Raw genomic sequence first — 25226 nt, forward strand, 5'->3', positions numbered from 1 at the left:
TGCGTCCACCGGGTGAACCCACGGTGAACAGGGTCACGCGAGCGGTAGTCTGGCGCAATGTCTCACTCCAGCGATGCCCTCGACCGCTTCTACAGTGTGATCCCCGCCGGCGGGATCGGCTCCAGGCTCTGGCCGCTGTCGCGCGCCGACGCCCCGAAGTTCCTGCACGACCTCACCGGCAGCGGCCAGACCCTGCTGCGCGCCACCTGGGACCGCCTCGCGCCGTTGAGCGGCGACCAGCGCATCATGGTCGTCACCGGCCGGGCGCACCGCGCCGCCGTCGAAGAACAGCTGCCGGAACTGGCCGACCTCAACGTGGTGTTGGAGAGCGAACCTCGGGACTCCTCCGCCGCGATCGGCCTTGCCGCGGCGATCTTGGAGCGCCGCGAGCCCGGCGTGATCATCGGTTCGTTCGCCGCCGACCACGTCATCAAGGGCCCGGCGGCCTTCCGGCAGGCCATCGTCGAGGCTATCGCTGCCGCCGACACCGGCCTCATCGTCACCATCGGCATCCAGCCCACCGAACCGGCGATCGGCTTCGGCTACATCAAGACCGGCGCGGCCCTGAACATCCCCGGCGCCCCGAGCGCCCAGTCGGTGAACTCCTTCGTGGAGAAGCCCAGCCCGGCCACCGCCAAGCGGTACCTCTCCAGTGGCCAGTATCTGTGGAACGCCGGCATGTTCATCGCCCGTGCCGACCGGCTGCTCGAGGAGATCGGCGCGTCGGAGCCCGAACTGCTCGCAGGTCTGCTCGAACTGGCCGAGGCCTGGGACACCCCGCGCCGCGGCGCCGTCGTCGACCAGGTCTGGCCCAAGCTGAAGAAGATCGCCATCGACTACTCCGTCGCCGAACCCGCGGCGGCTCAGGGCAAGCTGGCCGTGATCCCCGGCCAGTTCGACTGGGATGACGTGGGCGACTTCGCGTCGATCGCCAAGATCCACGCCAACGGCCGCAAGCGCGACCTGGCGATCCTCGGTGAGGGCGCCCGCGTGCTCGCCGACTCGTCGAGCGGCATCGTGGTCAGCCACACCAAGCGCATGATCGCCCTGATCGGTGTCGACGACATCGTCGTGGTCGACACCCCCGATGCCCTCCTGGTCACCACCAGCGCGAACGCGCAGAAGGTCAAGGCCGTCGTCGACGCCCTCCGGCTCTCCGGCAGCTCCGACGTCCTCTAACCGGCCGGTCGGCGGCCGGCCGGGGCGCCGCGCGAGACTTTCTCAGGAATAGCCCCGGTAGATGACTATTTGTGTCGTTCGGATTTCCGGAATGTCGCGGCTTGATAACCTTTTGGCTACAGTGTCGGTTTGCTCATCTGAGCAGGGTTGTTCTGGGTAACGTGTAAGCCATATAGCAGCCCGCGCGATCCCACGCCGGGCCTCATCTGGAGGTCAATCTTGACAATCACGACCCGCAAGGCAACGCTCGGCGGCCTTGCCTCTCTCGGCGTTCTCGCTCTGCTCGCGGCGTGTGCGCCGGCCCCCACCGACGAAGGCTCGAGCGACGCTGCGGCAGTGGACTTCCTTCCCTGCATCGTCTCCGACTTCGGCGGCTTCGACGACAAGTCCTTCAACCAGTCCAGCTTCGACGGCATGTCCCAGGCCGCTGACGAGCTCGGTGTTGAATTCAAGCAGGCCGAGTCCACCTCAGAGGACCAGTACGCGGGCAACGTGACCAGCATGGTCGACCAGGGCTGCGACTTCATCCTCACCGTCGGCTTCGCCCTCGCCAACGCCACCCGCGACGCCGCGCAGGCCAACCCGGACACCGAGTTCGCGATCATCGACTCCGCGCTCTCCAACGACGACTTCAGCCCGCTGACGCTCGACAATGTCAAGCCGGTCCTCTACGACACCGCGCAGGCTGCCTTCCTGGCCGGCTACCTCGCTGCAGGCACCACCAAGACCGGCACCGTCGGCACCTTCGGTGGCATGCAGTACCCGTCCGTCACCATCTTCATGGACGGCTTCGCCGACGGCATCGCGTACTACAACACCGAAAAGGGCACCGACGTCAAGCTCACCGGCTGGGACAAGGCCTCGCAGGCCGGTCTGTTCGCCGGTGGCTTCGATGACATCAGCGCAGGCAAGACCCTGAGCCAGGGCCTCATCGACGCCGGTGCGGACATCATCCTCCCGGTCGCCGGCCCGCTGTTCCAGGGCACCGCGCAGGCCATCACCGAGTCCGGCAAGGACGTCGCCATCGTCGGTGTCGACAGCGACCTGTTCGAGACCACCCCCGAGTTCGCTTCGCTCTACCTCACCTCGGTCATGAAGTCGATGACTGACGCGACCGACACCATCGTCACCGACGCAGCCGGCGGAGACTTCTCCGCCGACCCGTACGTCGGCACGCTGGAGAACGAGGGCGTCGGCCTGGCCCCGCTGCACGACTGGGAGTCCAAGGTTGACCCGGCTCTCGTCACCGAGGTCGACGACCTCAAGGCGCAGATCATCAGCGGCGACATCGTCGTGACCAGCGACGCAACGCCGAAGTAGTCACCTGGCGCTCGCGCCACACGCACCACAGCAGTTCAACGGGGAGGTCAGCGTTACGTTGACCTCCCCGTTCCGTTGTGCGCCGCACCCTCCGCGAGAACCCGGCCGGGCAGCACCTCAATAGAATCGAAGACTATGAAGCTCGAACTTCGCGGCATTACGAAGAGATTCGGTGCCCTTGTTGCCAATGACGACATCAACCTCACCATCGAGGAGGGCGAAATCCATGCCCTGCTCGGCGAGAACGGGGCCGGTAAGTCAACGTTGATGAACGTGCTCTACGGCCTGTACCGGGCCGAGGAGGGCGAGATCCTGCTCGACGGTGTGCCTCAGCACTTCTCCGGGCCCGGCGACGCCATGGGCGCCGGCATCGGCATGGTGCACCAGCACTTCATGCTCATCCCGGTCTTCACCGTCGCCGAGAACGTGATGCTCGGCCACGAGCAGACCGCCTTCGGTGGGCGCCTCGACCTCGCGGCCGCCCGCAAACGGGTGCGCGAGATCTCCGACCGGTTCGGCTTCGACGTCGACCCCGACGCCCTGGTGGAGAACCTGCCCGTTGGTGTGCAGCAGCGGGTGGAGATCATCAAGGCGCTCTCCCGAGACGCCAAGGTGCTGGTCTTCGACGAGCCCACCGCCGTGCTCACCCCGCAGGAAACTGACGAGCTGATGAACATCATGCGCCAGCTCAAGGCCGCGGGCACCTCCATCGTCTTCATCACCCACAAGCTGCGGGAGGTGCGCGAGGTCGCCGACCGCATCACCGTCATCCGTCTGGGCAAGGTCGTCGGCACCGCCTCGCCGACGGCCAGCAACGAAGAGCTCGCCACCCTCATGGTGGGCAGAGCCGTCGACCTCACCGTCGACAAGGCCCCGGCAACCCCCGGCGCCCCCGCACTGGTCGTGACCAACCTCACCGTGATCGACCCGCTCGGCCAGATCCTCGTCAACGACGTCAGCTTCGACGTGAAGGTCGGTGAGATCCTCGCCATCGCCGGGGTGCAGGGCAACGGGCAGACCGAACTGACCGAGGCGCTGATGGGCCTGCAGCCCCGCGTGCTCGGCGAGATCACCCTCGACGGGCACTCCCTGCGCGGCCACTCTGTGCGCCAGGTGCTCGACGCCGGCGTCGGCTTCGTACCGGAGGACCGCACCAGAGACGGTCTCGTCGGCGGGTTCACCATCGCCGAGAACCTCATGCTCGACCGGTCCAACAAGCTGCCGTTCGTCAAGCGGTTCAACCTGCAGCTGAGCTTCCTCGCCGACTTCGCCCGCACCAAGGTGAAGGAATTCGACGTGCGATCCCAGGGCATCGACACCCCGGTCGGCCGGCTCTCCGGTGGCAACCAGCAGAAGGTCGTGCTCGCCCGCGAGCTCAGCCGCGACCTGCGCCTGTTCGTCGCCGCCCAGCCCACCCGCGGCCTCGACGTCGGCTCGATCGAGTTCGTGCACGAACGCATCGTGGCGACGCGGGATGCCGGCACGCCGGTCATCGTGATCTCCACCGAACTCGACGAGGTCGCCGCCCTCGCCGACCGCATCATGGTGATGTACCGCGGTCGCATCATCGGCATCGTTCCCGGCGACACCCCCCGATCCGTCCTGGGTCTCATGATGGCGGGCGAAACGCCCGCAGAAGGAGCCGCAGCATGAGCGCCGCTCAGCAGCCAGCCACGACCCCCGCGTCGGCGCCGGAGCCCACCGAACCGTCCAGGTGGCACAACGTCTTCCGGGAGATCACCACCGGCAACGCGATCATCTCCGTGCTCGCCGTCGTGCTCGCCCTGCTCGTGGGCGCCGTCATGATTGCGTTCACGAACGAGAACGTGCAGCAGACCGCCGGGTACTTCTTCTCCCGCCCGGGTGACATGCTCAACGCCGTCTGGGACGCCGTCTCCGGGGCGTACTCCGCCCTGTTCCAGGGGTCGGTCTACAACTTCCGCCGCCCAGGGTTCGCCGACGGCATCAAGCCGTTCACCGAGACCCTCGGTTACGCCACCCCGCTGATCGCCGCCGGTCTCGGCGTCGCGCTCGGATTCCGGGTGGGCCTGTTCAACATCGGCGGCCGCGGCCAGATGCTCATCGCCGCGACGCTCGGCGGTTGGGTCGCGTTCGCACTCGACCTGCCCAGCGGCATCCACATGATCGCCGCCCTCGTGGCCGGCGTGCTCGGCGGCGCTCTCTGGGGCGGGCTGGTCGGCCTGCTCAAGGCCCGCACCGGCGCGCACGAGGTGATCACCACGATCATGCTCAACTACGTCGCGTTCTACCTGGTCAGCTACCTGCTGCGGGACGGGTTCCTCAAGACCCCCGGCTCGAACAACCCGAAGAGCCCGGCGTCGAAGGAGACCGCGGTCTTCTTCGACCTGCTCGGCCCCAACTACGGCGTGCACTTCGGTTTCATCCTCGTGATCGCCGCGACGGTGTTCACCTGGTGGCTGCTCAGCCGCTCCAACCTGGGCTTCAAGTTCCGCGCCGTGGGTGAGAACCCCAACGCGGCCAGGGTCGCCGGCATCAGCGTGCAGCGCATGTACGTCTACGCGATGCTGCTCTCCGGCGGGCTCGTCGGCCTGGCCGGCATCAACCAGGTGCTCGGCACCACCACCAGCGGCTTCGGCGCCGGCATCGACTCCGGCATCGGCTTCGACGCCATCACCGTTGCGCTGCTGGGCCGGTCCAAGCCGTGGGGCGTGTTCGCCGCCGGCATCCTGTTCGGCGCGTTCAAGGCCGGCAGCTTCTCGATGCAGGCCGCAGAGGGTGTGCCCATCGACATCGTGCTCGTTGTGCAGTCGCTCATCGTGCTGTTCATCGCGGCACCTCCGCTGGTGCGCGCCATCTTCCGCCTGCCGGCACCCGGCGCGCCCCGCCGCAGACCCGTCCCCAACGTGACCCAGGAGGTGGCGGCGAAATGAGCACCATCGCTCCAGTGAATCAGCCCACCCAGCCCGTCGAACCCGATGAGGGCCCCGGCACCACCGTGATCAAGAGTTGGAAGGTGCCGATCGTCCTCGGCGTCTTCACGGTGCTCGGCATCCTGCTGCTCGTGGTCTTCGGCCGCTCCGGCACCAGCACCATGGTGCTCTCCACCTCGAGCGATCTGATCCAGCTGCCCGATGTGCTGCTGCCCACCAAGGCGACCGGCATCGTCATCAGTGTCCTGCTGGCGGCCATCACCGCCGTCAGCGCCTGGATGGTGCAGACGCACCGCAAGGTGCCGCTGTGGCTGATCTCGGTGTTCGGCGTTCTGCTGCTCGTCGGGTTCCTGGCGTGGGCCTCCGCCGACGCCCGCATCCCCATTCCCGGCCTGCTGTTCGGCTCGCTGAGCCTGGCCGTTCCGCTCATCTTCGGCGCACTCGGCGGGGTCATCTCCGAACGGGTCGGTGTCGTCAACGTGGCGATCGAGGGCCAGCTGCTGGCCGGCGCGTTCACCTCGGCGATCGTGGCCTCCGTCACCCAGCAGCCGCTGCTCGGCCTGCTGGCCGCCATGGTGGCCGGCATGCTGGTGTCCTTCGTGCTCGCGGCCTTCTCGATCAAGTACTTCGTCGACCAGGTCATCGTCGGTGTGGTGCTCAACGTGCTCGTCACCGGCCTCACCGGGTTCCTGTTCTCCCAGGTGCTTGCCCCGAACGCGGCCCTGCTCAACCAGCCGCCCAAGTTCGAGCGCATCAACATCCCGCTGCTCAGCGAAATCCCGATCATCGGGCCGGTATTCTTCCGGCAGACCCTGATCGTGTACATCATGTACATCGCCGTCGCCGCCGTGTACTACGGCATCTTCCACACCCGGTGGGGCCTGCGCCTCCGCTCGGTGGGCGAGCACCCGCAGGCCGCGGACACCGTGGGCATCAACGTCACCGGCACCCGCTTCTGGAATGTCTCGCTCGCGGGCGCCGTCGCCGGCCTCGGCGGCGCGTACTTCACCCTCGGGTCGGTGGGCGCCTTCGGCAAGGAGATGACGGCCGGCGCCGGCTTCATCGCCCTCGCGGCGGTGATCTTCGGCCGGTGGGACCCGATCAGGGCCACCCTCGCGGCGCTCCTGTTCGGCTTCGCCAGCAACCTGCAGAACGTGCTCAGCATCATCGGTTCGCCGGTGCCCAGCGAGTTCATGCTGATGTTGCCCTACCTGGTCACCATCTTCGCCGTGGCCGGCCTGGTGGGCCAGTCCCGGGGGCCGGCGGCATCCGGCAAACCCTACATCAAATCGTGACGGAGACCACAGTGACTGCTGACCTGAGCCCGACGTCCGGGGATATCGACTGGGGCGTGCTGCGCGCCGCGGCCGCCGAGGCGATGACCCACGCCTACGTGCCGTACTCGAAGTTCCCGGTGGGCGCGGCGGCCCTCGTCACCGACGGCCGGGTGATCAGCGGATGCAACGTGGAGAATGCCTCGTACGGCCTCACCCTGTGCGCCGAGTGCGCGCTGGTCTCCGTGCTGCACCTCACCGGCGGCGGCCAGCTCGTCGCGTTCAGCTGCGTCGACGGCAACGGCAACACACTGATGCCGTGCGGCCGCTGCCGCCAGCTGCTCTACGAACACTCGGCACCAGGCATGCTGTTGGAGACCGTCTCCGGCGTGCGCACCATCGACGAGGTCCTGCCGGACGCCTTCGGGCCCCGCCAGCTCGCCGCTTACAGGGAAGACAACTCATGAGCACCACGCCCGCCCGCACCATCGAGGCCTTCGACGCCGTCGACCTCATCCACGCCAAGCGCGATCAGGGCGAGCTCTCGACGCCGCAGATCGACTGGCTGATCGACGCGTACACCCGCGGTTACGTCGGCGACGAGCAGATGGCCGCCATGACCATGGCGATCTTCCTCAACGGCATGTCCCGCCGGGAGATCCGCGACCTCACCATGGCCATGATCAACTCCGGCGAGCGGATGAGCTTCGATCGGCTGGACAAGCCCACCACCGACAAGCACTCCACCGGCGGTGTCGGCGACAAGATCACCCTGCCGCTGATGCCCCTCGTCGCGGTCTTCGGCGCCGCAGTGCCGCAGCTCTCCGGCCGCGGTCTCGGCCACACCGGCGGCACCCTCGACAAGCTCGAGTCCATCCCCGGCTGGCGCGCCAACCTCAGCAACGAGGAGATGTTCGCCCAGCTGCAGGATGTCGGCGGTGTCATCTGCGCCGCCGGCAGCGGCCTGGCCCCGGCCGACGGCAAGCTCTACGCCCTCCGCGACATCACCGGCACTGTCGAGGCGATCCCGCTGATCGCCTCGTCGATCATGTCGAAGAAGATCGCCGAGGGCACCAGCGCGCTCGTGCTCGACGTCAAGTTCGGCTCCGGCGCGTTCCTGAAAGACATCGACCGCTCCCGCGAACTTGCCCGCACCATGGTCGCGCTCGGTGAGGATGCCGGCGTGGCCACCTCCGCACTGCTGACCAACATGAACGTGCCGCTCGGCCTGGCCATCGGCAACGCCAACGAGGTGCGCGAGTCGCTCGAGGTGCTCGCCGGCGGCGGCCCCGCCGACGTGGTGGAGCTCACCGTTGCCCTCGCCCGCGAGATGCTCAGCCTGGCCGGCATTGTCGACGTCGATGTGGAAGAGGCCCTCAAGGACGGCCGCGCGATGGACAAGTGGAACGCGGTCATCCGCGCCCAGGGCGGCGACCCGACCGCGGCGATGCCAGTTGCTCGTGAAACCCACACCGTGCTCGCCGACCGCGACGGCGTGCTCGTGGAGCAGCAGGCGCTGCCGTTCGGCATCGGCGCCTGGCGGCTCGGCGCGGGCCGTGCCCGCAAGCAGGACCCCGTGCAGCACGCCGCCGGCATCGACCTGCACGCCAAGCCCGGCGACACCGTGCGCCGCGGCGAGCCGCTCTTCACGCTCAGCGCCGACGAGCCGGAGCGGTTCAGCCGGGCCCTCGAGGCCGTCGAGGGCGCCTGGCGCATCGGCGATCCCGGCGAGCCCGTCCTCGACGGCGGCCCCCTGATCGCCGAGCGCATCACCCGCTAGCGGCCTCACCCCGCAAGCCGGCCCCGCCGACTTGCCGCAAAAGCCCCCTTCACGCGTGCCGATGGGGGCTTTTGGCGTAAGTGGGCGCATCCGCATCCGCCGACTTGCCGCAAAAGCACCCTTCAACCGCCATGAAGGGGGCTTTTGGCGTAAGTCGATGCACGCGCGACGGCGGTTCGGGTCACTCAGAGCGGCTGTGGGGGCGCCAGCCGCGTGAACGCAGCGCCTGATCGACCCTGGCAATCACGTCGGCATCGGGGGTGTCCTTGAGCACCCTGATCACCCGCCAGTCCTCTGCCATGACCCCGTCGAGCCGATCAACATCTCGGGCGAACTGCGCGTCATCCGTGCGGTGCTGTTCGCCGTCGTATTCCACCAGGGTGCGGTACCGGAGGTAGACCAGATCTCCCCGCACCCGGCGGCGCTGGTAACGCAGCGGGAGGTACACGTTGGTTTCCGGTTCGGGCAGGCCCGCCCGCACCAGCAGCAGCCGCAGCCGGGTTTCCTGGCGCGACTCGACGCGGGGGCGCACCCACTCCAGCGCCTGGCGCAGCCGACGGATGCCGCGCTGGCCGGCCCGCCCGGCCACCACTGCCGCGAGCTCCTCGGCCGTGTACGGCGGATCCAGCACCCCGAGCAGGTGGTCTCCGACCGCAATGAGATCGTCCAGGCCCACGAGGGGTGCCAGTTCGCACCAGGTGGTCATGGGGTTCTGCACGGTGAGCCCGCCGACGATCCATACCTCCGGGCGGCTGATCACGGTGTGCCCGGCTATCCCTGCGCCCTGCGGTGCTCGTTCGGGCACGACTGCGCTCACATGCAGTCGGAGGTCGCGGGTGGCGTAGCGCGGCAGAGGCATCCCGAGCAGCTGCGCCGCGGTGACGTGACTGAAATAGTGCCCAGCCGGCATCACCGCCGCGTACGCCCTGGCCCGGTCGGACACCTCGTGCGGCGTGCCGGCAGCGACCCTGACGCCGTGGAACGGTGCGTCGAGGTCGTTCGCGGACAGGCGCTTGGGTGTGACGCCGGCCAGGCGGGCCTGGGCGACGGTGAACCCGTCGGGTGGAAGGCTGCGGGGGAGCTCCGTTCGCTTATGCATCCGCCCAAACTGTCACCTCTGCGCGCTGCACGTCGGAGTTATCCACCGCTGCCGCCCACACGACTTGCCGCAAAATGCCCTCTGGGCGGCGCTCAAGGGGGCTTTTGCCCGAAGTCGACGACGGGCCTGACGCCGACTTCGGGCAAAGTTGCCCTTCAGCGGCGCTGATGGGGTGTTTTGCCCGAAGTCGGGGCGGGCGCGGATGCGGCAGCATCGGGATACGCGCAGCGCAGGGGCGATAGATTGGAGGAGTGAATACGAGCACTGAGGAATACCTGATGCCCGGCAGCGGCGTCAGCATCAACGTCCTGCCCAAGGTCTCCCTGCACGACCACCTCGACGGCGGCCTCCGGCCGGCCACGATCATCGAGCTGGCCGAGTCGATCGGGCTGGACCTGCCCGCGTCGACCGAGTCCGACCTGGCCGACTGGTTCGTCGGGCAGGCAGCATCCGGTTCCCTCGTGGACTACCTCAAGACCTTCGACATCACGGTCGCCGTGATGCAGACCCACGACGCCCTCGCGCGCGTGGCCCGTGAGTTCGTCGAGGACCTCGCCCTCGACGGCGTCATCTACGGTGAAGTCCGCTGGGCGCCCGAACAGCACCTCGCCGGCGGCCTCAGCCTCGACCAGGCCGTCGACGCCGTGCAGGAAGGCATCGAGGCCGGCATAGACCGCGTCGCGCAGGCCGGCCTGACGATCAAGATCGGCCAGCTGATCACGGCGATGCGGCACGCCGACCGCAGCCTCGAAGTCGCCGAACTCGCCGTGCGGCACCGTGACCTCGGCGTGGTCGGCTTCGACATCGCCGGTGCGGAGGAGGGCTTCCCCGCCGGGAACCACACGGCCGCCTTCGACTACCTGGCGGAGAACCTCTTCCCGGTCACCGTGCACGCCGGCGAGGCCGACGGGCCCGACAGCATCCGTGGCGCCCTGTTCGCCGGCCGGGCCCTGCGCCTGGGCCACGGGGTGCGCCTCGCCGAAGACATCGAAATCGGCCGCGAAGACCAGGACAACACCTACGTCACCCTCGGCCCGCTCGCCCAGTGGGTGCGTGACCGCGAGATCCCCCTCGAACTGAGCCCGTCGTCGAACCTGCAGACCGGCGCCATCGCCGCGTGGGGCGACGACATCCTCGACCACCCGTTTGACCTGCTCTACCAGCTCGGCTTCCGCGTCACCGTCAACACCGACAACAGGCTCATGAGCGGCACCACCCTCAGCCGTGAGCTTGCCCTGCTGACGGATGCGTTCGGCTACGACCTCGACGACCTCGAGGCCCTGCAGCTCAACGCGGCGTCGAGTGCGTTCCTGCCGCTGGAAGAACGCGAAGAACTCGCCGACGCCATCGTCGCCGGCTTCGCCGACGCCTAGCCGACCCCACCCCAACCCCGAAAGCTGCCATGTCGCTTCCCCCGCTTCCCCTCGACGCCATCGACCTCGGCCTGCACGTTCCCGACTGGCGGGCCGCCGTCGGCGCCGCCGGAGCAGCATTGGAGCGGAGCGGATCCACGTCTGCCGGCTACACCGAGCGCATGGTCGGCGTGATCGAGGAGTTCGGCGCCTACGTGGTGATCGCGCCCGGCCTCGCCCTGGCCCACGCCCGGCCCGGCCCCGACGTGCTCACCGAGGGCCTGAGCGTGGTCACCCTGGCCGAACCGGTCGCGTTCGGGCATCCGCACAACGACCCCGTCAACGTGGTCCTGGGCCTGGCTGTCACCACCGGAGACGAGCACGTGCACTTCGTGGCCGAGCTCGCAAACGTCTTCAACGATTCGAGCATCATCCCGGCGCTGGCAGCGGCACCGGACGCAGCAACCGTCCGCTCACTCCTGGGCATCGCGGCACCAACCGGCGAACACGCCAGCACGGAGGATTCAGAATGAAGATCGTCGCACTGTGCGGAGTCGGGATCGGCACGTCAGCCATTCTCAAGGTGAACGCCGAACGCGCCCTCGAACGCCTGGACATCGAGGCTGACGTCACGGCGGCAGACATCGCCAGCGTGAAACTGGCGGCCGCCGACGCGCAGGTCATCCTCACCTCGTCCGAGCTGGTGCCGTCGATCGGCAAGACCAACGCCGACGTCATCGTCATCGACAATTTCTTCGACCTCGACGAGCTCACCGCCAAGCTCGAAATCGCTCTCGGCTGAGCCGGCGCGGATGCCCGGCCGGGCATCCGCACCCGGGTCTAGCCGATGAGCGCGCGCATGCCCTTGTCGAGTTCGGCGAGGGCAATGGATGCGGCCTCCCGCCGTTCGGCAAGGGTGCCGACGGTGCTGTGGGTGTCGAGGTAGACCTTGAGCTTGGGCTCCGTGCCGCTGGGCCGCACCATCACCCTGGCGCCGTCGGTGAGCACGATCCGCAGCACGTCGCTCGCCGGCAGGCCGTTGAAGCCGCCGGAGAGGTCGTCGATGTGGTCGACCCGGCTTGAGCCGATCATGGCCGGCGGGCTTTCCCGCAGGCGGCCCATCACCCGGTCGATCTCGGTGAGATCGGTGACGCGCACCGAGATCTGGCTGGACGCGAAGTAGCCGAACTTCTCGGCGAAGGCGTCGAGGTGCTCGGCGAGGGTCGACCCGTCGGCCTTGAGGTCGCTCACCAGCGAGAGCAGAGCGACGGCGGCGGAGATGCCATCCTTGTCGCGCACGGTGCCGGGGTTCACGAGGTAGCCGAGCGCCTCTTCGAAACCGAAGATCAGGCCAGGGGCGCGGGAGACCCACTTGAACCCGGTGAGGGTGTCGGCGAAGTCCAGGCCGTAGGCGTCTGCGACGGCCTTGAGGGCAGGTGTGGACACGATCGAGCAGGCCAGGGTACCCTCGGCGCCGCCGTCGCCCGATACGGCGGCGGCGAGCTCCGCCGCACGCCAGCCGAGGATGGCGCCGACCTCGTTGCCGCTCAGCCGACGGTAGCCCTCCGGCGCCTCGGCGTCGGGGATGGCGATGGCGAGCCTGTCGGCATCCGGGTCGTTGGCGATGATCAGCTCTGCGTTCACCTCGCGTGCGGTCTCGTAGGCGAGATCCATCGCGCCGGGTTCTTCGGGGTTCGGGAACGCAACGGTTGGGAACGCCGAGTCGGGGGCGATCTGGGCGTCGACCAGGGTCGGCAGGGCGAAGCCGGCGGCATCGAGTACGCGGCGGGTGGTGTCCCAGCCCACGCCGTGCAGGGCGGTGTAGACGGTGTTCACCTGGGCGCGCGGCCGGTGGCCGACGGCGGCCGTCGCATCCACGTAGGCCTGCACGACGGACTCCGGAGCGGTCTCGTAGGCGGCGCGCGGCAGTTCGGTCACGAGCAGGGTGTCTGCGACGCGCTGGATCTGGGCGGCGATCGCGACGTCGTCGGGGGAGACGATCTGCGAGCCCTCGTCGGTGTCGCCGAGGTAGACCTTGTAGCCGTTGTCGTTCGGCGGGTTGTGCGAGGCCGTGACCATGACGCCGGCGCTGGCGCCGAGGTGGCGCACGGCGAAGGCCAGCACCGGAGTCGGCAGCAGGCGGGGCAGCAGCACGGCGCGCACCCCGGCTCCGGCCATGATCGAGGCGGTGTCTGTGGCGAAGACGTGCGAGTTGCGGCGGCCGTCGTACCCGATGACCACGGAGGGGATGCTGCCGGGCCGGGCCGCGGCGGCCTCGGCGAGCAGGAACGCGGCCAGTCCGGCGGCGGCCTGGCTGACGAGCACGCGGTTCATCCGGTTGGAGCCGGCGGCGATCGCTCCGCGCAGGCCCGCCGTGCCGAAGGCGAGGCGCTCGTCGAAGCGGGAGTGCAGGTCGGCGACCGCGGCCGGGTCGCGGTCCTGGGCCTGCTGGATAAGCAGGCGCAGTTCGGCGCGGGTCTCCGGGTCAGGGTCCTGGGCGAGCCAGGCGGTGGCGGTCACGAGCAGCGCATTCAGCGGGTCGGTGGCCGTGGTGTCCAGCACCGCGGTGGCGGCGGGAACCTCGTCGGCACCGTCGACGGTCTCCATCACGGCGGTCTTCGGTTCGCGTTCGTCGCCGGGCGAGGTCTCGGCGGCGGCTGGCGCATCCTGGCCGGCGTCTGGCGCGGCGGCGTGCGCGCCGCGCGGGCGAACGGTCTCGGCCGGGGTCTCGTCGTTCAGGCTCACAGTGCGGCCACAATCTTGGCGAGCAGGGCGCTGATGGTGGCTTCGGCGGCCTGGCCGGCCTCGAGCACTTCACCGTGGCTGAGCGGGGTCTTCTGGATGCCGGCGGCAAGGTTGGTGATCAGCGACATGCCGAGCACCTCCATGCCGGCCTGGCGGGCCGCGATGGCCTCCAGGGCCGTGGACATGCCCACGATGTGACCGCCGATGGCCTTGGCCATCTGCACCTCTGCCGGCGTCTCGTAGTGCGGTCCGCGGAACTGGCAGTACACGCCCTCGTCCAGGGTGGCGTCGATGCCGCGGGCGAGGTCGCGCAGGCGCTGTGAGTACAGGTCGGTGAGGTCGATGAAGGTCGCGCCCTCGAGCGGCGAATCGGCGGTGAGGTTGATGTGGTCGCTGATCAGCACCGGGGTGCCCGGCTTCCAGGTCTCCCGGATGCCGCCGGCACCGTTGGTGAGGATCATGGTCGTCGCCCCCGTCGCGGCGGCGGTGCGCACGCTGTGCACGACCCGGCGCACGCCGTGGCCCTCGTAATAGTGCGTGCGGGCGCCGATCACCAGGGCGCGCTTGCCGGTGGGCAGCAGCACCGACCGCAGCATGCCCGCGTGGCCGGCGAGGGCCGGCGCGCTGAACCCGGTGATCTCCTGCGCGGGGATCGTGTGGGTGGTCTCGCCGATCAGGTCGGCGGCCTTCCCCCAGCCGCTCCCCAAGGTCAGCGCGATGTCGTGGTGCGCGACACCGGTGGCGGCGATGATTTCCTGGGCGGCGGTCCTAGCCACGTCGAAGGGGTTGGTTTCGGGCGCGTCAAGAGGATTGATCTCGGTCGTGAGCATCCCCCTACTCTAATTGCCCGCAGGCCCGCGCGGTTTGGCGGGTCCGGCCGGGGAGGACAGAATAAGTGAATGCCTTACGAGTTCGAACGAAAACAACGCATCGCCATCATCGGCGGCGGCCCCGGTGGATACGAAGCGGCACTCGCCGGCGCCCAGCAGGGCGCGGAGGTGACCCTCATCGAACGGGTCGGCGTGGGCGGAGCCGCTGTGCTCACCGACGTCGTTCCGTCGAAGTCGCTGATCGCGACCGCGGAGGCATCGAACTCGATCCGCGAAGCCACCGATCTCGGTGTGCAGTTCTTCGTGCGCGACGCGAAGGGCAAGCCTCTGCACCCCGAGGTGGCGATCAACCTCGCCGCCGTGAACAAGCGCCTGCTCGCGCTGGCCAGGGAACAGTCCCAGGACATGCGGGAGACCCTCCTCAAGGCCGGGGTGAAGCTGCAGAGCGGCCACGGCCGGCTGGACGGCAGGGACGCCGTCATCGTCTCGACCGGTGACGACGGCTCCGGCACCGACTTCGACCGGATCGAGGCGGACACCATCGTGCTGTCGGTGGGCGCCAGCCCCCGCACCATGCCCACGATGATGCCGGACGGCGAGCGGATCCTCACCTGGACCCAGCTGTACAACCTCAAGTCGGTGCCCAAGCACCTCATCGTCGTCGGCTCCGGTGTCACCGGTGCCGAGTTCGCCTCGGCCTACCGGGCGCTGGGCGCCGAGGTCACCCTTGTCTCCAGCCGCGACCAGGTGCTGCCGGGCGAAGACGTCGACGCCGCCGCGGTGATCGAGAACGTGTTCAAGCGCAACGGCATGGTCGTGCTCAACAAGTCCCGCGCCGCCTCGGTCGAACGTACCGACTCCGGCGTGCTGGTGACCCTCACCGACGGCCGCACCGTCGACGGCAGCCACTGCCTCATCGCCGTCGGCGCCGTGCCGAACACCCAGGGCCTGGGCCTGGCCGAAGCGGGCGTGCAGCTGGACGAGTCCGGCCACATCCGGGTGAACCGGGTGGCGCGCACATCCATCCCCAACATCTACGCCGCGGGCGACTGCACCACGGAGATGCCGCTGGCCTCCGTCGCATCCATGATGGGCCGCACCGCGGTCTACCACGCCATGGGTGACGCCGTGAACCCGATCGAGATCCGCAACGTGGCCGCCAACATCTTCACCCAGCCGGAGATCGCCACCGTCGGCTGGACCCAGAAGGAGATCGAAGAGGGCGTTCGTCGGGGCGAGGTCTACAAGATGCCCCTCGAGTCCAACCCGCGGGCCAAGATGATGGGCATCAAGGACGGCTTCGTCAAACTGATCGCGTCCCGCGGCACCGGCACCGTCATCGGCGGCGTCATCGTGGGCCCCAAGGCCAGCGAGCTGATCTTCCCGCTCACCCTCGCGGTGGAGCACGGCCTCACCGTCGACGAGGTCGCCGAGGCCTTCACCGTCTACCCGTCGCTCACCGGTTGCATCACGGATGCGGCGCGCGCGATGCACAAGGTGCACTACTGACCCACAGCTCCACGCGCATCCGTAACTAACTGTTCCCCGTGCGGACAATTGCACCCGGCGTACCGGGACCAATTGTCCGCACGGGGAACAGTTGCGTGCGGGGTGCGGGCGCTAGCCGACCGTCATCAGGAGGTGGCCGGAGGAGACCGTGGCGCCGACGTCGGCCCCGATGGAGCCGACCACGCCGTCCTTGTGCGCGGTGAGCGGCTGTTCCATCTTCATGGCTTCGAGTACGAGCAGCAGGTCGCCCTTGACGACGGTGTCGCCCTCGGCGACGAGGATCTTGACGATGGTGGCCTGCATGGGCGCCTTGACGGCATCGCCCGTTGCGCTGCTCACGGCGTGCGACGAGGTGCGGCGGCGGGGCGCCGGCCCTGCGGTCTTCTCCGAGGCTGTGCCGGGTAGCAGACGGCTCGGCAGGCTCACCTCGATGCGACGGCCGTCCACCTCGACGACGACGCTGTGGCGCTCGTCTGTGCGCGGACGGTCCTCGACGGTGCCGCTCCACGGGGCGATCGTGTTCTCGAACTCGGTCTCGATCCATCGGGTGTAGATCGAGAACGGGGCGCCGTCCGCCGGTGCGAAGGCGGGGTCGCGCACGATCATCCGGTGGAAGGGCAGCACGGTGGGCAGGCCGGCGACCTCGAACTCGTCGAGGGCGCGGCGCGCACGCTCGAGGGCCTGCTCGCGGGTGGCGCCGGTGACGATGAGCTTGGCCAGCAGCGAGTCGAACGAGCCGGAGATCACATCGCCGGACTGCACGCCGCTGTCCACGCGCACGCCGGGGCCGCCGGCGGGCCGGAACACGTGCACGGGACCGGGGGCGGGCATGAAGCCGCGGCCGGCGTCTTCGCCGTTGATGCGGAACTCGAACGAGTGACCGACGGCGATGGGGTCGTCATAGTCCAGCGTGCCGCCCTCGGCGAGGCGGAACTGCTCGCGCACGAGGTCGATGCCGGTGACCTCTTCCGAGACGGGGTGCTCCACCTGCAGACGGGTGTTCACCTCAAGGAAGGACACCGTGCCGTCCTGACCGATCAGGAACTCGCAGGTGCCGGCGCCGACGTAGCCGACCTCCTTGAGGATGGCCTTCGAGGCCCGGTACAGCTCGCTGGTCTGCGCTTCGGTGAGGAACGGTGCCGGCGCCTCCTCGACGAGCTTCTGGTGGCGACGCTGCAGGGAGCAGTCGCGCGTGGAGACCACGACGACGTTGCCGTGGGCATCCGCCAGGCACTGGGTCTCGACGTGCCGGGGCTTGTCGAGGTACTTCTCCACGAAACACTCGCCGCGGCCGAATGCCGTGACGGCCTCGCGCACGGCGGAGTCGAAGAGTTCGGGGATTTCTTCGCGGGTGCGGGCCACCTTGAGCCCGCGACCGCCGCCGCCGAACGCCGCCTTGATGGCGACGGGCAGGCCGTGCTGGTCGACGAAGGCGAGCACCTCGCTGGCGTCCGCGACCGGGTTGAGGGTACCCGGCGCCATCGGCGCGTGCACCTTCTCGGCGATGTGCCTGGCCGACACCTTGTCGCCGAGTTGCTCGATGGCGGTCGGCGACGGGCCGATCCAGATCAGGCCGGCGTCGATGACGGCCTGAGCGAAGGCGGCGTTCTCGGCCAGGAAACCGTAGCCGGGGTGCACGGCGTCCGCTCCTGAACGGCGGGCGATGGAGAGGATCTTCTCGATCACGAGGTAGGTTTCGGCGCTGGACGTGCCGTCCAGCCCGTAGGCCTCATCGGCGAGTCGTGCGTGCAGGGCGTCCCGGTCCTGGTCGGCGTACACGGCGACCGACAGGATGCCGCTGTCCTTCGCTGCTCTGATCACTCTGACGGCGATCTCGCCCCGGTTGGCGATGAGGACCTTCGTTATACGCGACATAGGTACTGAGCCTATTGGTCAGGACCGTCTCATTTTTGGTTCTTTCCCACAAAAACCTTTGTCGGAACACTGAGACCGGCTACAAAGGCACCCCGGTGCGGGTCACTCCGGTAGGGCCGAAATACCCCGATTCCACAGGCTCGGCCAGTCATAGCCCAGCCGAACGACCAAACGGCGCAGGGTGGGTAGCGACAGCCCGACAACTGTCGACGGGTCCCCTTCGATGGCGGTGATATACGGCGCGCCGAGGCTGTCGATGGTGAATGCGCCGGCGACGAACAGCGGTTCGCCCGACGCGATGTAGGCGTCGAGCTCCGAATCGGGGATGTCGTCGGCGAAGGTCACCGATGCGTGGGCGACGGCTCCGACGGCCCGGCCGACCTTGCCGCCGGTGTGTTCGATCAACCAGTGCCCGGAGTACAGGGTGCCCGTGCGCCCGCGCTGCTGCTGCCAGCGTTCCCTGGCGCGCTCCGGGGTGTGCGGCTTGCCGTAGATCACACCGTCCAGCACGAACACCGAGTCGCCGCCGAGGATGAGGCCGTCGATGCCGTGGGCGGCGGCGTCCGCGGCGACGGCTTCAGCCTTCGCCCGCGCCAACAGCTCCACCACGTGGTGCGGGGTGAGCGGTGCGCCCAGCCGTTCGGCCTCGGCCGCGGCGACGGCGTCCTCGTCGACATCGGGGGAGATCGTGACCGGTTCGATGCCCGCTGCGCGCAGCAATGCGAGCCGGGCGGGGGAAGTGGAGGCGAGGTGGAGGCGCATGGAACCCTTCGTGCGGCAGGCAGATGTGGGATGCTCATTCAATGGGCACCAACACTAATCGTCAGCCGAGTTCGAGCATTCCCGAAGGCGAGATCGGCACAGAGCTCGAGCTCGACGTCACCAACGTAGCCCACGGCGGTATCTTCGTGGCCCGGCACGAGGGCCGTGTGGTCTTCGTCAGCGACACCCTCCCCGGCGAGCGGGTGCGGGCCCGGTTGACCGACGCCAACAAGAAGAGCTTCTGGCGCGCCGAGACCGTCGAGGTCCTGCAGGCCGCCCCCGAACGCCAGCCGCACATCTGGGCCGCCGCCGCCATCGACCGCGACCCGGCCGACCGGGCCGGCGGCGCCGAATTCGGCCACATCGAGCTCGGCCACCAGCGTGAACTCAAGCGCCAGGTGCTCGCCGACGCCCTGCACCGCATGGCCGGCATCGACACCGACGTCGTCGTCGAGGCGGTTCCGGTGGCAGCGGATGCGTCACCGGGCGACGCGATGGACGGCACCGGCTGGCGCACCAGGGTGCGCCTGCACGTGACCGAGAGCGGCATCGTGGGCCCGTACGCGGCCCGGTCGCACCGGGTGATCCCGGTGGACGACCTGCCGCTGGCGGTGCACGCCCTGGAAATGGCGGCGCCGCTGGACCGGCTGTTCGCCGGCGCGGCATCCGTTGACGTCATCGCGCCCAGCACCGGAGACGTGCAGATCCTCGTCGCCGAACAGGACGACAAGGGTCGCCGGCGCCGCACCGCCCCGAAGCCCATCACCGAGCTCGTCGGCGACCGCGAGTTCCGGCTCGACGCCGCAGGCTTCTGGCAGGTGCACGCCCGCGCCGCCGAAACCCTCTTCGCCGCTGTGCAGGACGCCATCGATCCCGACCTGTTCGACCCCAAGGCCGCCAACCTCGACCTCTACGGCGGAGTCGGCCTGCTCGCCGCTGCCGTCGGCGCCCGGTTCGGCTCCGGCGTTCGCATCACCTCGGTGGAGAGCGACGCCCAGGCCACCGGTTTTGCCAGCGAGAACCTGGCCGAATGGGTCGGCGCCAGCGCGCACACCGACAGGGTTGACAGGTTCCTGGCCGGCCTCACCCGCGACGCCACCGCGGCGGACCGCCAACGCCAGCAGGCCGCGACTGTCGTGCTCGACCCGCCGCGCGCCGGCGCCGGTGCCGACGTTGTCGACAAACTGGCCCTTCTCGCACCGGCCCAGGTCGTGTACGTCGCCTGCGACCCGGTGGCCCTGGCCCGCGACGTCGCCCTGTTCGCCGGGCACGGCTACAGGCTCAGCAGCCTGCGCGCGTTCGACCTGTTTCCCAATACCCACCACGTCGAGGCCGTCGCACTCCTCACCAAATAGCTAGTCTTAGCGAATCGACCGAAACGAAAGATGAGCAATATCGTGACCGAGCCCGATCCAGCACCCGCCGTGCTCGACCACCCCGTCCGCGTGGGAATCGCGGACGACCACGAGTCGGTGCGCCTGGGCATCAAGGCCGCCTGCGAGAACGCCGGTTTCGACGTCATCTTCGCCGCGGCCACCGTGCGGGAGCTCGTCGAGGGCATCAGCGGCCGCCCCGTCGACGTCATCGTGCTCGACCTGTCCCTGGGCGACGGCTCCCTCGTGACCGACAACGTGCACCTGGCCCGCGGCACCGGCGCCTCAGTGCTCGTGCACAGCATCGCCGACCGGGTCGCCCTGGTCAGGGAGGCGCTCGCGGCCGGAGCGGCCGGCGTCATTCCCAAGTCGTCGCCGACCACCACGGTGATGGCCGCCGTCGCGTCCGTGGCGCGGGGCGACGTGCTCAACAACCTGGAATGGGCCACCGCCATCGACGCCGACCGGGACTTCGCCAAGGCCCAGCTCGGCCGCCGCGAACGCGACGTCCTGCACCTCTACGCCTCCGGACTGCCGCTGAAGATGGTAGCCATGCAGCTGGGCATCGCGCACTCCACCGCCAGGGAATACCTCGACCGCATCCGGGTGAAGTACGTCGAGGTCGGGCGCCCCGCGCCCACCAAGGTCGACCTCCTGCGGCGAGCCGTCGAAGACGGAATCCTGCCTGGGCTCGACCCGGACGGCGGGGATGGGCGCGCCTAGGCCGGCGGAGGCAGTACCGGTCCGGTCGTTCAGGCTCACGCCTGGGCGGATCGGGACGGAGCAACTCGGGGCCGACCTCCTCAACGAGTCCAAGCAGCCGCGCAAGCCGATCAGCCGCGCGCAGATCGAGCGTGTCGTGTCCAGGGCCGTCGGGGGCGTCGGGCTGATCTTCGCCCTGCAGACCTACCCGGGGATGCTCGACCAGCTGGACAGCCTGAAGCCGGGTCTGGGCATCGCCCTCACCGTGCTGATCTTCGGCATGCTGGGGCTGGCGATCCTGGCCACCGTCCTCAAGCGCTTCATCAGGGTCACCAGCGGCCTGTTCGCCGTGGTCTATCTCGCGGCCCTCATCGCCTGGCCGGCGATGCTGAACACCCCTGACGGCGTGCTCGACGGCAAACCGTGGCTCTGGTATCTCTGCACAGTCGCGACGTCGTGCGCCGCCGTCTCCTTCCCGCTCTGGTGGGCGATGGCGTACACACTGCTGGCCCCGTTGGCGTACGGCATCGTTCGGGTGCTGCCCGCCGGCGGCGGCGCGGAGCCGATGCTCGGCTTCCTCGACGCGTTCTACGCGATCCTGCTCGGCCAGGTGGTGCTGATCATCATCACGATGCTGCGCCAGGCCACCGCAGCGGTCGACACCGCCCAGACCAACGCCCTCACCACCTATGCCGCCGCCGTGCGTCAGCACGCCACCGAGGTCGAGCGCGTGCAGGTCGACTCGATCGTGCACGACAGCGTGCTCGCCGCCCTGCTCTCGGCCGCCGCGGCGAGCACTCCCAAGGGCGCCGAACTGGCGTCCACCATGGCCAAGGACGCCATCACCCGCCTCAACGAGGCCGGGTCGAACCCGGCCGGCGACGACAGCATGGTCTCGTTCGCCCGCCTGAAAGACGACATCCGCGTCATCGCAAACCGATTCGACGAACCCATCGAGTTCATCGACTGTGAGGCAGAGGACCTCAACCTGCCGGCATACGCCGCAGAAGCGCTCGTCTCGGCCACCTCCCAGGCCATCGTGAACAGCGTCCAGCACGCCGGTGTCGCCGGCGATCCCGTGGCGAGGTCGGTGCGGGTGAACTCCAACCTCCTCGGCGGCTGCACCATCGAGATCGCCGACTCCGGGGTCGGGTTCGACCCCGCCGCCGTGCCCAGCGAACGCCTCGGCCTGCGCATCTCCATCCGCGAACGGGTCGCAACGGCCGGTGGCGTGGTACAGGTGCGGTCGGGCCCCGGCCGGGGCACCTCGATCCTGATCGAGTGGCCGCTCGGCGAGAACGGCGGCGACAGATGATCACGGTTCCCCGCGGGCTGATCCTGTCGCTCGCCGCGCTGTTCTCCGGCTATCACGTGATCCTGGCGTTCTACTCGCTGGATGCGCCGACCTCGCCGGTGCCGCCCCTCATCGCGATCCTGCTCTACGTCGTCGCCACGGTGATGAGCCTGTGGCCCACCAGTCCGCCGCGGATGTCGCTCTGGCTGGGGTTCTTCAATGTGGCCGTGTGCATCGCCGTTCCGCTCCTCGTCGGCAGCCAGCTGGACGGTTCGAACGCCGACAACGGCTACGCCACCTGGTACGTGGCCGCCGTCGGCACTCTGATGACCATCACAGCCACCCGCAGGCGGGCGGCACTGGCCTGGGTGGGGGTGGGCTTCCTGTTCGCGCACACGATCGTCTGGGCGGGTCCTGGCGCCCTCGCCTCGATGGGAGTGATCGGCAGCGTGGTCTGGGTCGTGGTGGCCGTGATGCTCGCCAGGGCGCTGGCCAAGGCCGGCCGGGACGCCCGGCAGTACGGGCTCGCCGAACGTGAGGCCACCGAGTGGCAGGCGGCGCAGGAAGCGCATCTCTATGAGCGCCAGGTGCGCCTGGCCCAGACCATCCGCCTGGCCGCGCCCATGCTGCGGCGCATCATCGAGAGCGCCGGCACCCTCACCGAGGGTCAGCGGCAGGAATGCCGGTACCTGGAGGCCGCGATCCGCGACGAGATCCGCGGACGGCGGCTACTCAACGACGCCGTGCGCCGCGAGGTGATGTCGGCCAGGCGGCGTGGCGCGATCGTCACCCTGCTGGACGAGGGCGGCATCGACGACCTCAGCGGGGCCGACCTCGAGGTGGTCCTGAACACCCTCGCCGATGCGATGGCGGGCACCACGGCGGCAACGATCATCGCCCGCACCGCGGCGGACGGCGCAGGCACGGCCGTCACCGTCGTCGGGCTGAACAGCCCCGATCCGCGCCTGAGCGCCCTCGGCCAGGATTCCCCCGACGAAGAGGTCGACCTGTGGCTGGAGATTCCGCGGGCGAGCCACGCGGTCGGACGGGTCACCCGGCGGCACTGAGCGGCCGCGGTGCGTGCCCGATAGCCGGGAGTAGAAATGCGGAAGGGGACCAGCCCCAAAAGGCCGATCCCCTTCCGACATTCCGTGTCGAGGCGACAACCCGAATGTCGCCCTGACGCGCCCCCAAAACATTCGCCTGCTTACCCTAGTCGGCGAATGAATGGTGGTGTCACTCCGAAGAGCTTCACCCAGCAATAGCAATGATGGTGCATCCGGTGCCCCCGGAAAAGTCGTCATTTAGGGGGACAGCACCTGTGCCCGGGGGACGCGGCGCGGCCGGGCTAAACGGTGAAGCCGCGCCAGCGTTCGTCGCCGCGCGCCAGAGGGGCACGGATGGCCCGCTGGCTGTCCAGCCAGGCGCTCCTGGGGCCCACTGGGGCGGCCCGGAGGCTGTCGGACTCCTCCCGCAGCAGCGCGCGCAGAACGGCCGTCACGGCCGCGGCCTCCTGATCGGTGACGCCAGTGGTCACGAAGGTCAGGTCGGCCGGGTCGAAGCCGGTGGTGTGGGTCTCTGAGTCGGTCATGGTGCCGCCTACAGCGGGATGTTCCCGTGCTTCTTGGCCGGCAGGCTGGCGCGCTTGGTGCGCAGCGCCCGCATGGCCTTCACGACCGATACCCGTGTCGCCGCAGGTTCGATGACGCCGTCGAGCTCGCCGCGCTCCGCAGCGAGGAACGGGCTGGCGACGTTGTAGGTGTACTCGTTGGCCAGGCGGCTGCGCACGGCGGCGACATCCTCATTGGCCGCCTCGGCCTTCTTGATCTCGCTGCGGTAGAGGATGTTCACGGCGCCCTGGCCGCCCATGACCGCGATCTCGGCGGTCGGCCAGGCCAGGTTGATGTCGGCGCCGAGCTGCTTGGAGCCCATCACGATGTATGCGCCGCCGTAGGCCTTGCGCAGGATCACGGTGATCAGCGGCACGGTGGCCTCGGCGTAGGCGTAGAGCAGCTTCGCGCCGCGGCGGATGATCCCGGTCCATTCCTGGTCGGTGCCGGGCAGGAAGCCGGGCACGTCGACGAGGGTGAGGATCGGGATCGAGAACGCGTCGCAGAACCGCACGAACCGTGCGGCCTTCTCGCCGGCCGGGATGTTCAGCGTTCCGGCCATCGAATTGGGCTGGTTGGCGACGATGCCGACGCTGCGGCCCTCGATGCGGGCGAAGCCGACCACGATGTTCGGCGCGAACAGCGGCTGGGTCTCGAGGAAGTCGCCGTGGTCGACGATGTGCTCGATGACGGTCTTCACGTCGTAGGGCTGGTTGGGCGAATCCGGGATCAGCGTGTTGAGCTTGAGGTCGGCATCCGTGGTTTCGAGCTCGACCTCGCTGTCGAAGACGGGCAGCTCGGCGAGGTTGTTGTCCGGCAGGAAGCTGAGCAGCGTGCGCGCGTAGTCGAGGGCGTCAGACTCATCGCTGGCCAGGTAGTGCGCCACACCGGAGACCGAGTTGTGGGTCAGGGCGCCGCCGAGTTCCTCCATGCCCACGTCTTCGCCGGTGACGGTCTTGATCACGTCGGGGCCGGTGACGAACATCTGGCTGGTCTTGTCGACCATGATCACGAAGTCGGTCAGGGCAGGGGAGTACACCGCACCGCCGGCCGCGGGGCCGCAGATGATCGAGATCTGCGGGATGACGCCGGATGCCGCGGTGTTGCGGCGGAAGATCTCGCCGTACTTGCCCAGGGCGACGACGCCCTCCTGGATTCGCGCTCCGCCGGAGTCGAGGATGCCGATGATGGGCACCCCGGTCTTGAGGGCCAGGTCCATGACCTTGATGATCTTCTCGCCGGCCACCTCGCCGAGCGAACCGCCGAAGATAGTGAAGTCCTGGGAGTAGACGGCCACCTGACGGCCGTGGATGGTGCCGGTTCCGGTGACGACGGAGTCGCCGTAGGGACGCTTCTTCTCCATGCCGAAGGCCACCGTGCGGTGGCGCACGAACTCGTCGAGTTCGACGAAGGAGCCTTCGTCGAGGAGCTCGGCCACGCGCTCGCGGGCCGTCATCTTGCCCTTGGCGTGCTGTTTCTCAATGGCAGCCTCGCCGCTGGCGGTCACGGCCTCGTGATACCGATGCTTGAGGTCGGCGAGTTTTCCCGCCGTCGTGTACAGGTCGGGTCCAGTCGGGTTCTCAGTCACGCCGTTCACTCTACCGGCCTCA

At 69.0% G+C, this 25226-nt stretch carries 22 protein-coding genes; 15 read left to right on the forward strand and 7 right to left on the reverse strand.

What is annotated here, in order from left to right; all coding sequences use genetic code 11:
* Window positions 1-57 precede the first annotated feature (57 nt).
* From BJQ94_RS03405 to BJQ94_RS03435, 7 genes are all read left to right on the forward strand, one after another.
* On the forward strand, window positions 58-1179 hold the full coding sequence (locus tag BJQ94_RS03405; protein WP_265399367.1) for a mannose-1-phosphate guanylyltransferase: 1122 nt from the start codon (window positions 58-60) through the stop codon (window positions 1177-1179).
* A 219-nt stretch (window positions 1180-1398) separates the two neighbouring features.
* Window positions 1399-2499 carry a BMP family ABC transporter substrate-binding protein gene (locus BJQ94_RS03410; RefSeq protein ID WP_265399366.1) on the forward strand — a complete coding sequence of 367 codons (1101 nt, stop codon included), beginning with the start codon at window positions 1399-1401 and terminating at the stop codon, window positions 2497-2499.
* Between the two features lie 135 nt (window positions 2500-2634).
* Window positions 2635-4152 carry an ABC transporter ATP-binding protein gene (locus tag BJQ94_RS03415; RefSeq protein ID WP_265399365.1) on the forward strand — a complete coding sequence of 506 codons (1518 nt, stop codon included), beginning with the start codon at window positions 2635-2637 and terminating at the stop codon, window positions 4150-4152.
* Window positions 4149-5411 carry an ABC transporter permease gene (locus BJQ94_RS03420; protein WP_265399364.1) on the forward strand — a complete coding sequence of 421 codons (1263 nt, stop codon included), beginning with the start codon at window positions 4149-4151 and terminating at the stop codon, window positions 5409-5411. The genes BJQ94_RS03415 and BJQ94_RS03420 overlap by 4 nt, the downstream gene beginning before the upstream one ends.
* The gene (locus BJQ94_RS03425) at window positions 5408-6706 is read left to right on the forward strand and encodes an ABC transporter permease (RefSeq protein WP_265399363.1); all 1299 of its coding nucleotides are present in this window, start codon (window positions 5408-5410) and stop codon (window positions 6704-6706) included. Before BJQ94_RS03420 ends, BJQ94_RS03425 begins: the two co-directional genes overlap by 4 nt.
* An 11-nt stretch (window positions 6707-6717) precedes the next feature.
* Complete coding sequence (locus BJQ94_RS03430) at window positions 6718-7152, forward strand: cytidine deaminase (protein ID WP_265399362.1); 435 nt, start codon at window positions 6718-6720, stop codon at window positions 7150-7152.
* Window positions 7149-8465, forward strand: coding sequence for a thymidine phosphorylase (locus tag BJQ94_RS03435; protein WP_265399361.1), 1317 nt, complete (start codon window positions 7149-7151; stop codon window positions 8463-8465). The genes BJQ94_RS03430 and BJQ94_RS03435 overlap by 4 nt, the downstream gene beginning before the upstream one ends.
* Window positions 8466-8646: 181 nt before the next feature.
* On the opposite strand, the gene BJQ94_RS03440 is transcribed toward BJQ94_RS03435, so the two are convergent.
* Complete coding sequence (locus BJQ94_RS03440; protein WP_265399360.1) at window positions 8647-9564, reverse strand: hypothetical protein; 918 nt, start codon at window positions 9562-9564, stop codon at window positions 8647-8649.
* Window positions 9565-9842: 278 nt separating this feature from the next.
* Here BJQ94_RS03440 and BJQ94_RS03445 point away from each other — a divergent pair, with 278 nt between their 5' ends.
* Genes BJQ94_RS03445 through BJQ94_RS03455 form a run of 3 tightly spaced genes read left to right on the forward strand, consistent with a single transcriptional unit; the run spans window position 9843 to window position 11718 of the window.
* The gene (locus BJQ94_RS03445; protein ID WP_265399420.1) at window positions 9843-10937 is read left to right on the forward strand and encodes an adenosine deaminase; all 1095 of its coding nucleotides are present in this window, start codon (window positions 9843-9845) and stop codon (window positions 10935-10937) included.
* Window positions 10938-10966: 29 nt separating this feature from the next.
* Complete coding sequence (locus BJQ94_RS03450; RefSeq protein WP_265399359.1) at window positions 10967-11449, forward strand: PTS sugar transporter subunit IIA; 483 nt, start codon at window positions 10967-10969, stop codon at window positions 11447-11449.
* Window positions 11446-11718, forward strand: a complete 273-nt coding sequence (locus tag BJQ94_RS03455; RefSeq protein WP_134452394.1) for a PTS sugar transporter subunit IIB — start codon at window positions 11446-11448, stop codon at window positions 11716-11718. The genes BJQ94_RS03450 and BJQ94_RS03455 overlap by 4 nt, the downstream gene beginning before the upstream one ends.
* A 38-nt stretch (window positions 11719-11756) precedes the next feature.
* On the opposite strand, the gene BJQ94_RS03460 is transcribed toward BJQ94_RS03455, so the two are convergent.
* A complete protein-coding gene (locus BJQ94_RS03460) occupies window positions 11757-13661 on the reverse strand; it encodes a phospho-sugar mutase (RefSeq protein WP_265399358.1) in 1905 nt (634 codons plus the stop codon).
* Window positions 13658-14491 carry a purine-nucleoside phosphorylase gene (locus BJQ94_RS03465; protein ID WP_265399357.1) on the reverse strand — a complete coding sequence of 278 codons (834 nt, stop codon included), beginning with the start codon at window positions 14489-14491 and terminating at the stop codon, window positions 13658-13660. The genes BJQ94_RS03460 and BJQ94_RS03465 overlap by 4 nt, the downstream gene beginning before the upstream one ends.
* Window positions 14492-14560: 69 nt before the next feature.
* On the opposite strand from BJQ94_RS03465, the gene BJQ94_RS03470 reads away from it, so the two are divergent.
* Window positions 14561-16000, forward strand: a complete 1440-nt coding sequence (locus BJQ94_RS03470) for an NAD(P)H-quinone dehydrogenase (protein ID WP_265399356.1) — start codon at window positions 14561-14563, stop codon at window positions 15998-16000.
* Between the two features lie 111 nt (window positions 16001-16111).
* Here BJQ94_RS03470 and BJQ94_RS03475 read toward each other — a convergent pair whose 3' ends face one another.
* Window positions 16112-17875: a biotin carboxylase N-terminal domain-containing protein gene (locus BJQ94_RS03475; RefSeq protein ID WP_265399355.1), complete on the reverse strand. Its 1764-nt coding sequence runs from the start codon at window positions 17873-17875 to the stop codon at window positions 16112-16114.
* Between the two features lie 102 nt (window positions 17876-17977).
* Window positions 17978-18637 carry a nucleoside triphosphate pyrophosphatase gene (locus tag BJQ94_RS03480; protein ID WP_265399354.1) on the reverse strand — a complete coding sequence of 220 codons (660 nt, stop codon included), beginning with the start codon at window positions 18635-18637 and terminating at the stop codon, window positions 17978-17980.
* Window positions 18638-18678: 41 nt separating this feature from the next.
* Here BJQ94_RS03480 and BJQ94_RS03485 point away from each other — a divergent pair, with 41 nt between their 5' ends.
* Genes BJQ94_RS03485 through BJQ94_RS03500 form a run of 4 tightly spaced genes read left to right on the forward strand, consistent with a single transcriptional unit; the run spans window position 18679 to window position 23073 of the window.
* A complete protein-coding gene (locus tag BJQ94_RS03485; protein WP_265399353.1) occupies window positions 18679-19992 on the forward strand; it encodes a TRAM domain-containing protein in 1314 nt (437 codons plus the stop codon).
* 30 nt (window positions 19993-20022) lie between these two features.
* Window positions 20023-20733 carry a response regulator transcription factor gene (locus tag BJQ94_RS03490; RefSeq protein ID WP_265399352.1) on the forward strand — a complete coding sequence of 237 codons (711 nt, stop codon included), beginning with the start codon at window positions 20023-20025 and terminating at the stop codon, window positions 20731-20733.
* Window positions 20720-22027: an ATP-binding protein gene (locus BJQ94_RS03495; RefSeq protein WP_265399351.1), complete on the forward strand. Its 1308-nt coding sequence runs from the start codon at window positions 20720-20722 to the stop codon at window positions 22025-22027. Before BJQ94_RS03490 ends, BJQ94_RS03495 begins: the two co-directional genes overlap by 14 nt.
* The gene (locus BJQ94_RS03500) at window positions 22024-23073 is read left to right on the forward strand and encodes a hypothetical protein (RefSeq protein ID WP_265399350.1); all 1050 of its coding nucleotides are present in this window, start codon (window positions 22024-22026) and stop codon (window positions 23071-23073) included. Before BJQ94_RS03495 ends, BJQ94_RS03500 begins: the two co-directional genes overlap by 4 nt.
* A 281-nt stretch (window positions 23074-23354) precedes the next feature.
* Here the strand turns inward: BJQ94_RS03500 and BJQ94_RS03505 are convergent, their stop codons facing one another.
* Together BJQ94_RS03505 and BJQ94_RS03510 are read right to left on the reverse strand one after the other, a co-directional pair.
* Window positions 23355-23597: an acyl-CoA carboxylase subunit epsilon gene (locus BJQ94_RS03505; protein WP_265399349.1), complete on the reverse strand. Its 243-nt coding sequence runs from the start codon at window positions 23595-23597 to the stop codon at window positions 23355-23357.
* 8 nt (window positions 23598-23605) lie between these two features.
* Complete coding sequence (locus BJQ94_RS03510) at window positions 23606-25204, reverse strand: acyl-CoA carboxylase subunit beta (RefSeq protein ID WP_265399348.1); 1599 nt, start codon at window positions 25202-25204, stop codon at window positions 23606-23608.
* Window positions 25205-25226: the final 22 nt, after the last annotated feature.

The sequence above is a fragment of the Cryobacterium sp. SO2 genome (genome assembly GCF_026151165.2).
Classification (GTDB): domain Bacteria; phylum Actinomycetota; class Actinomycetes; order Actinomycetales; family Microbacteriaceae; genus Cryobacterium.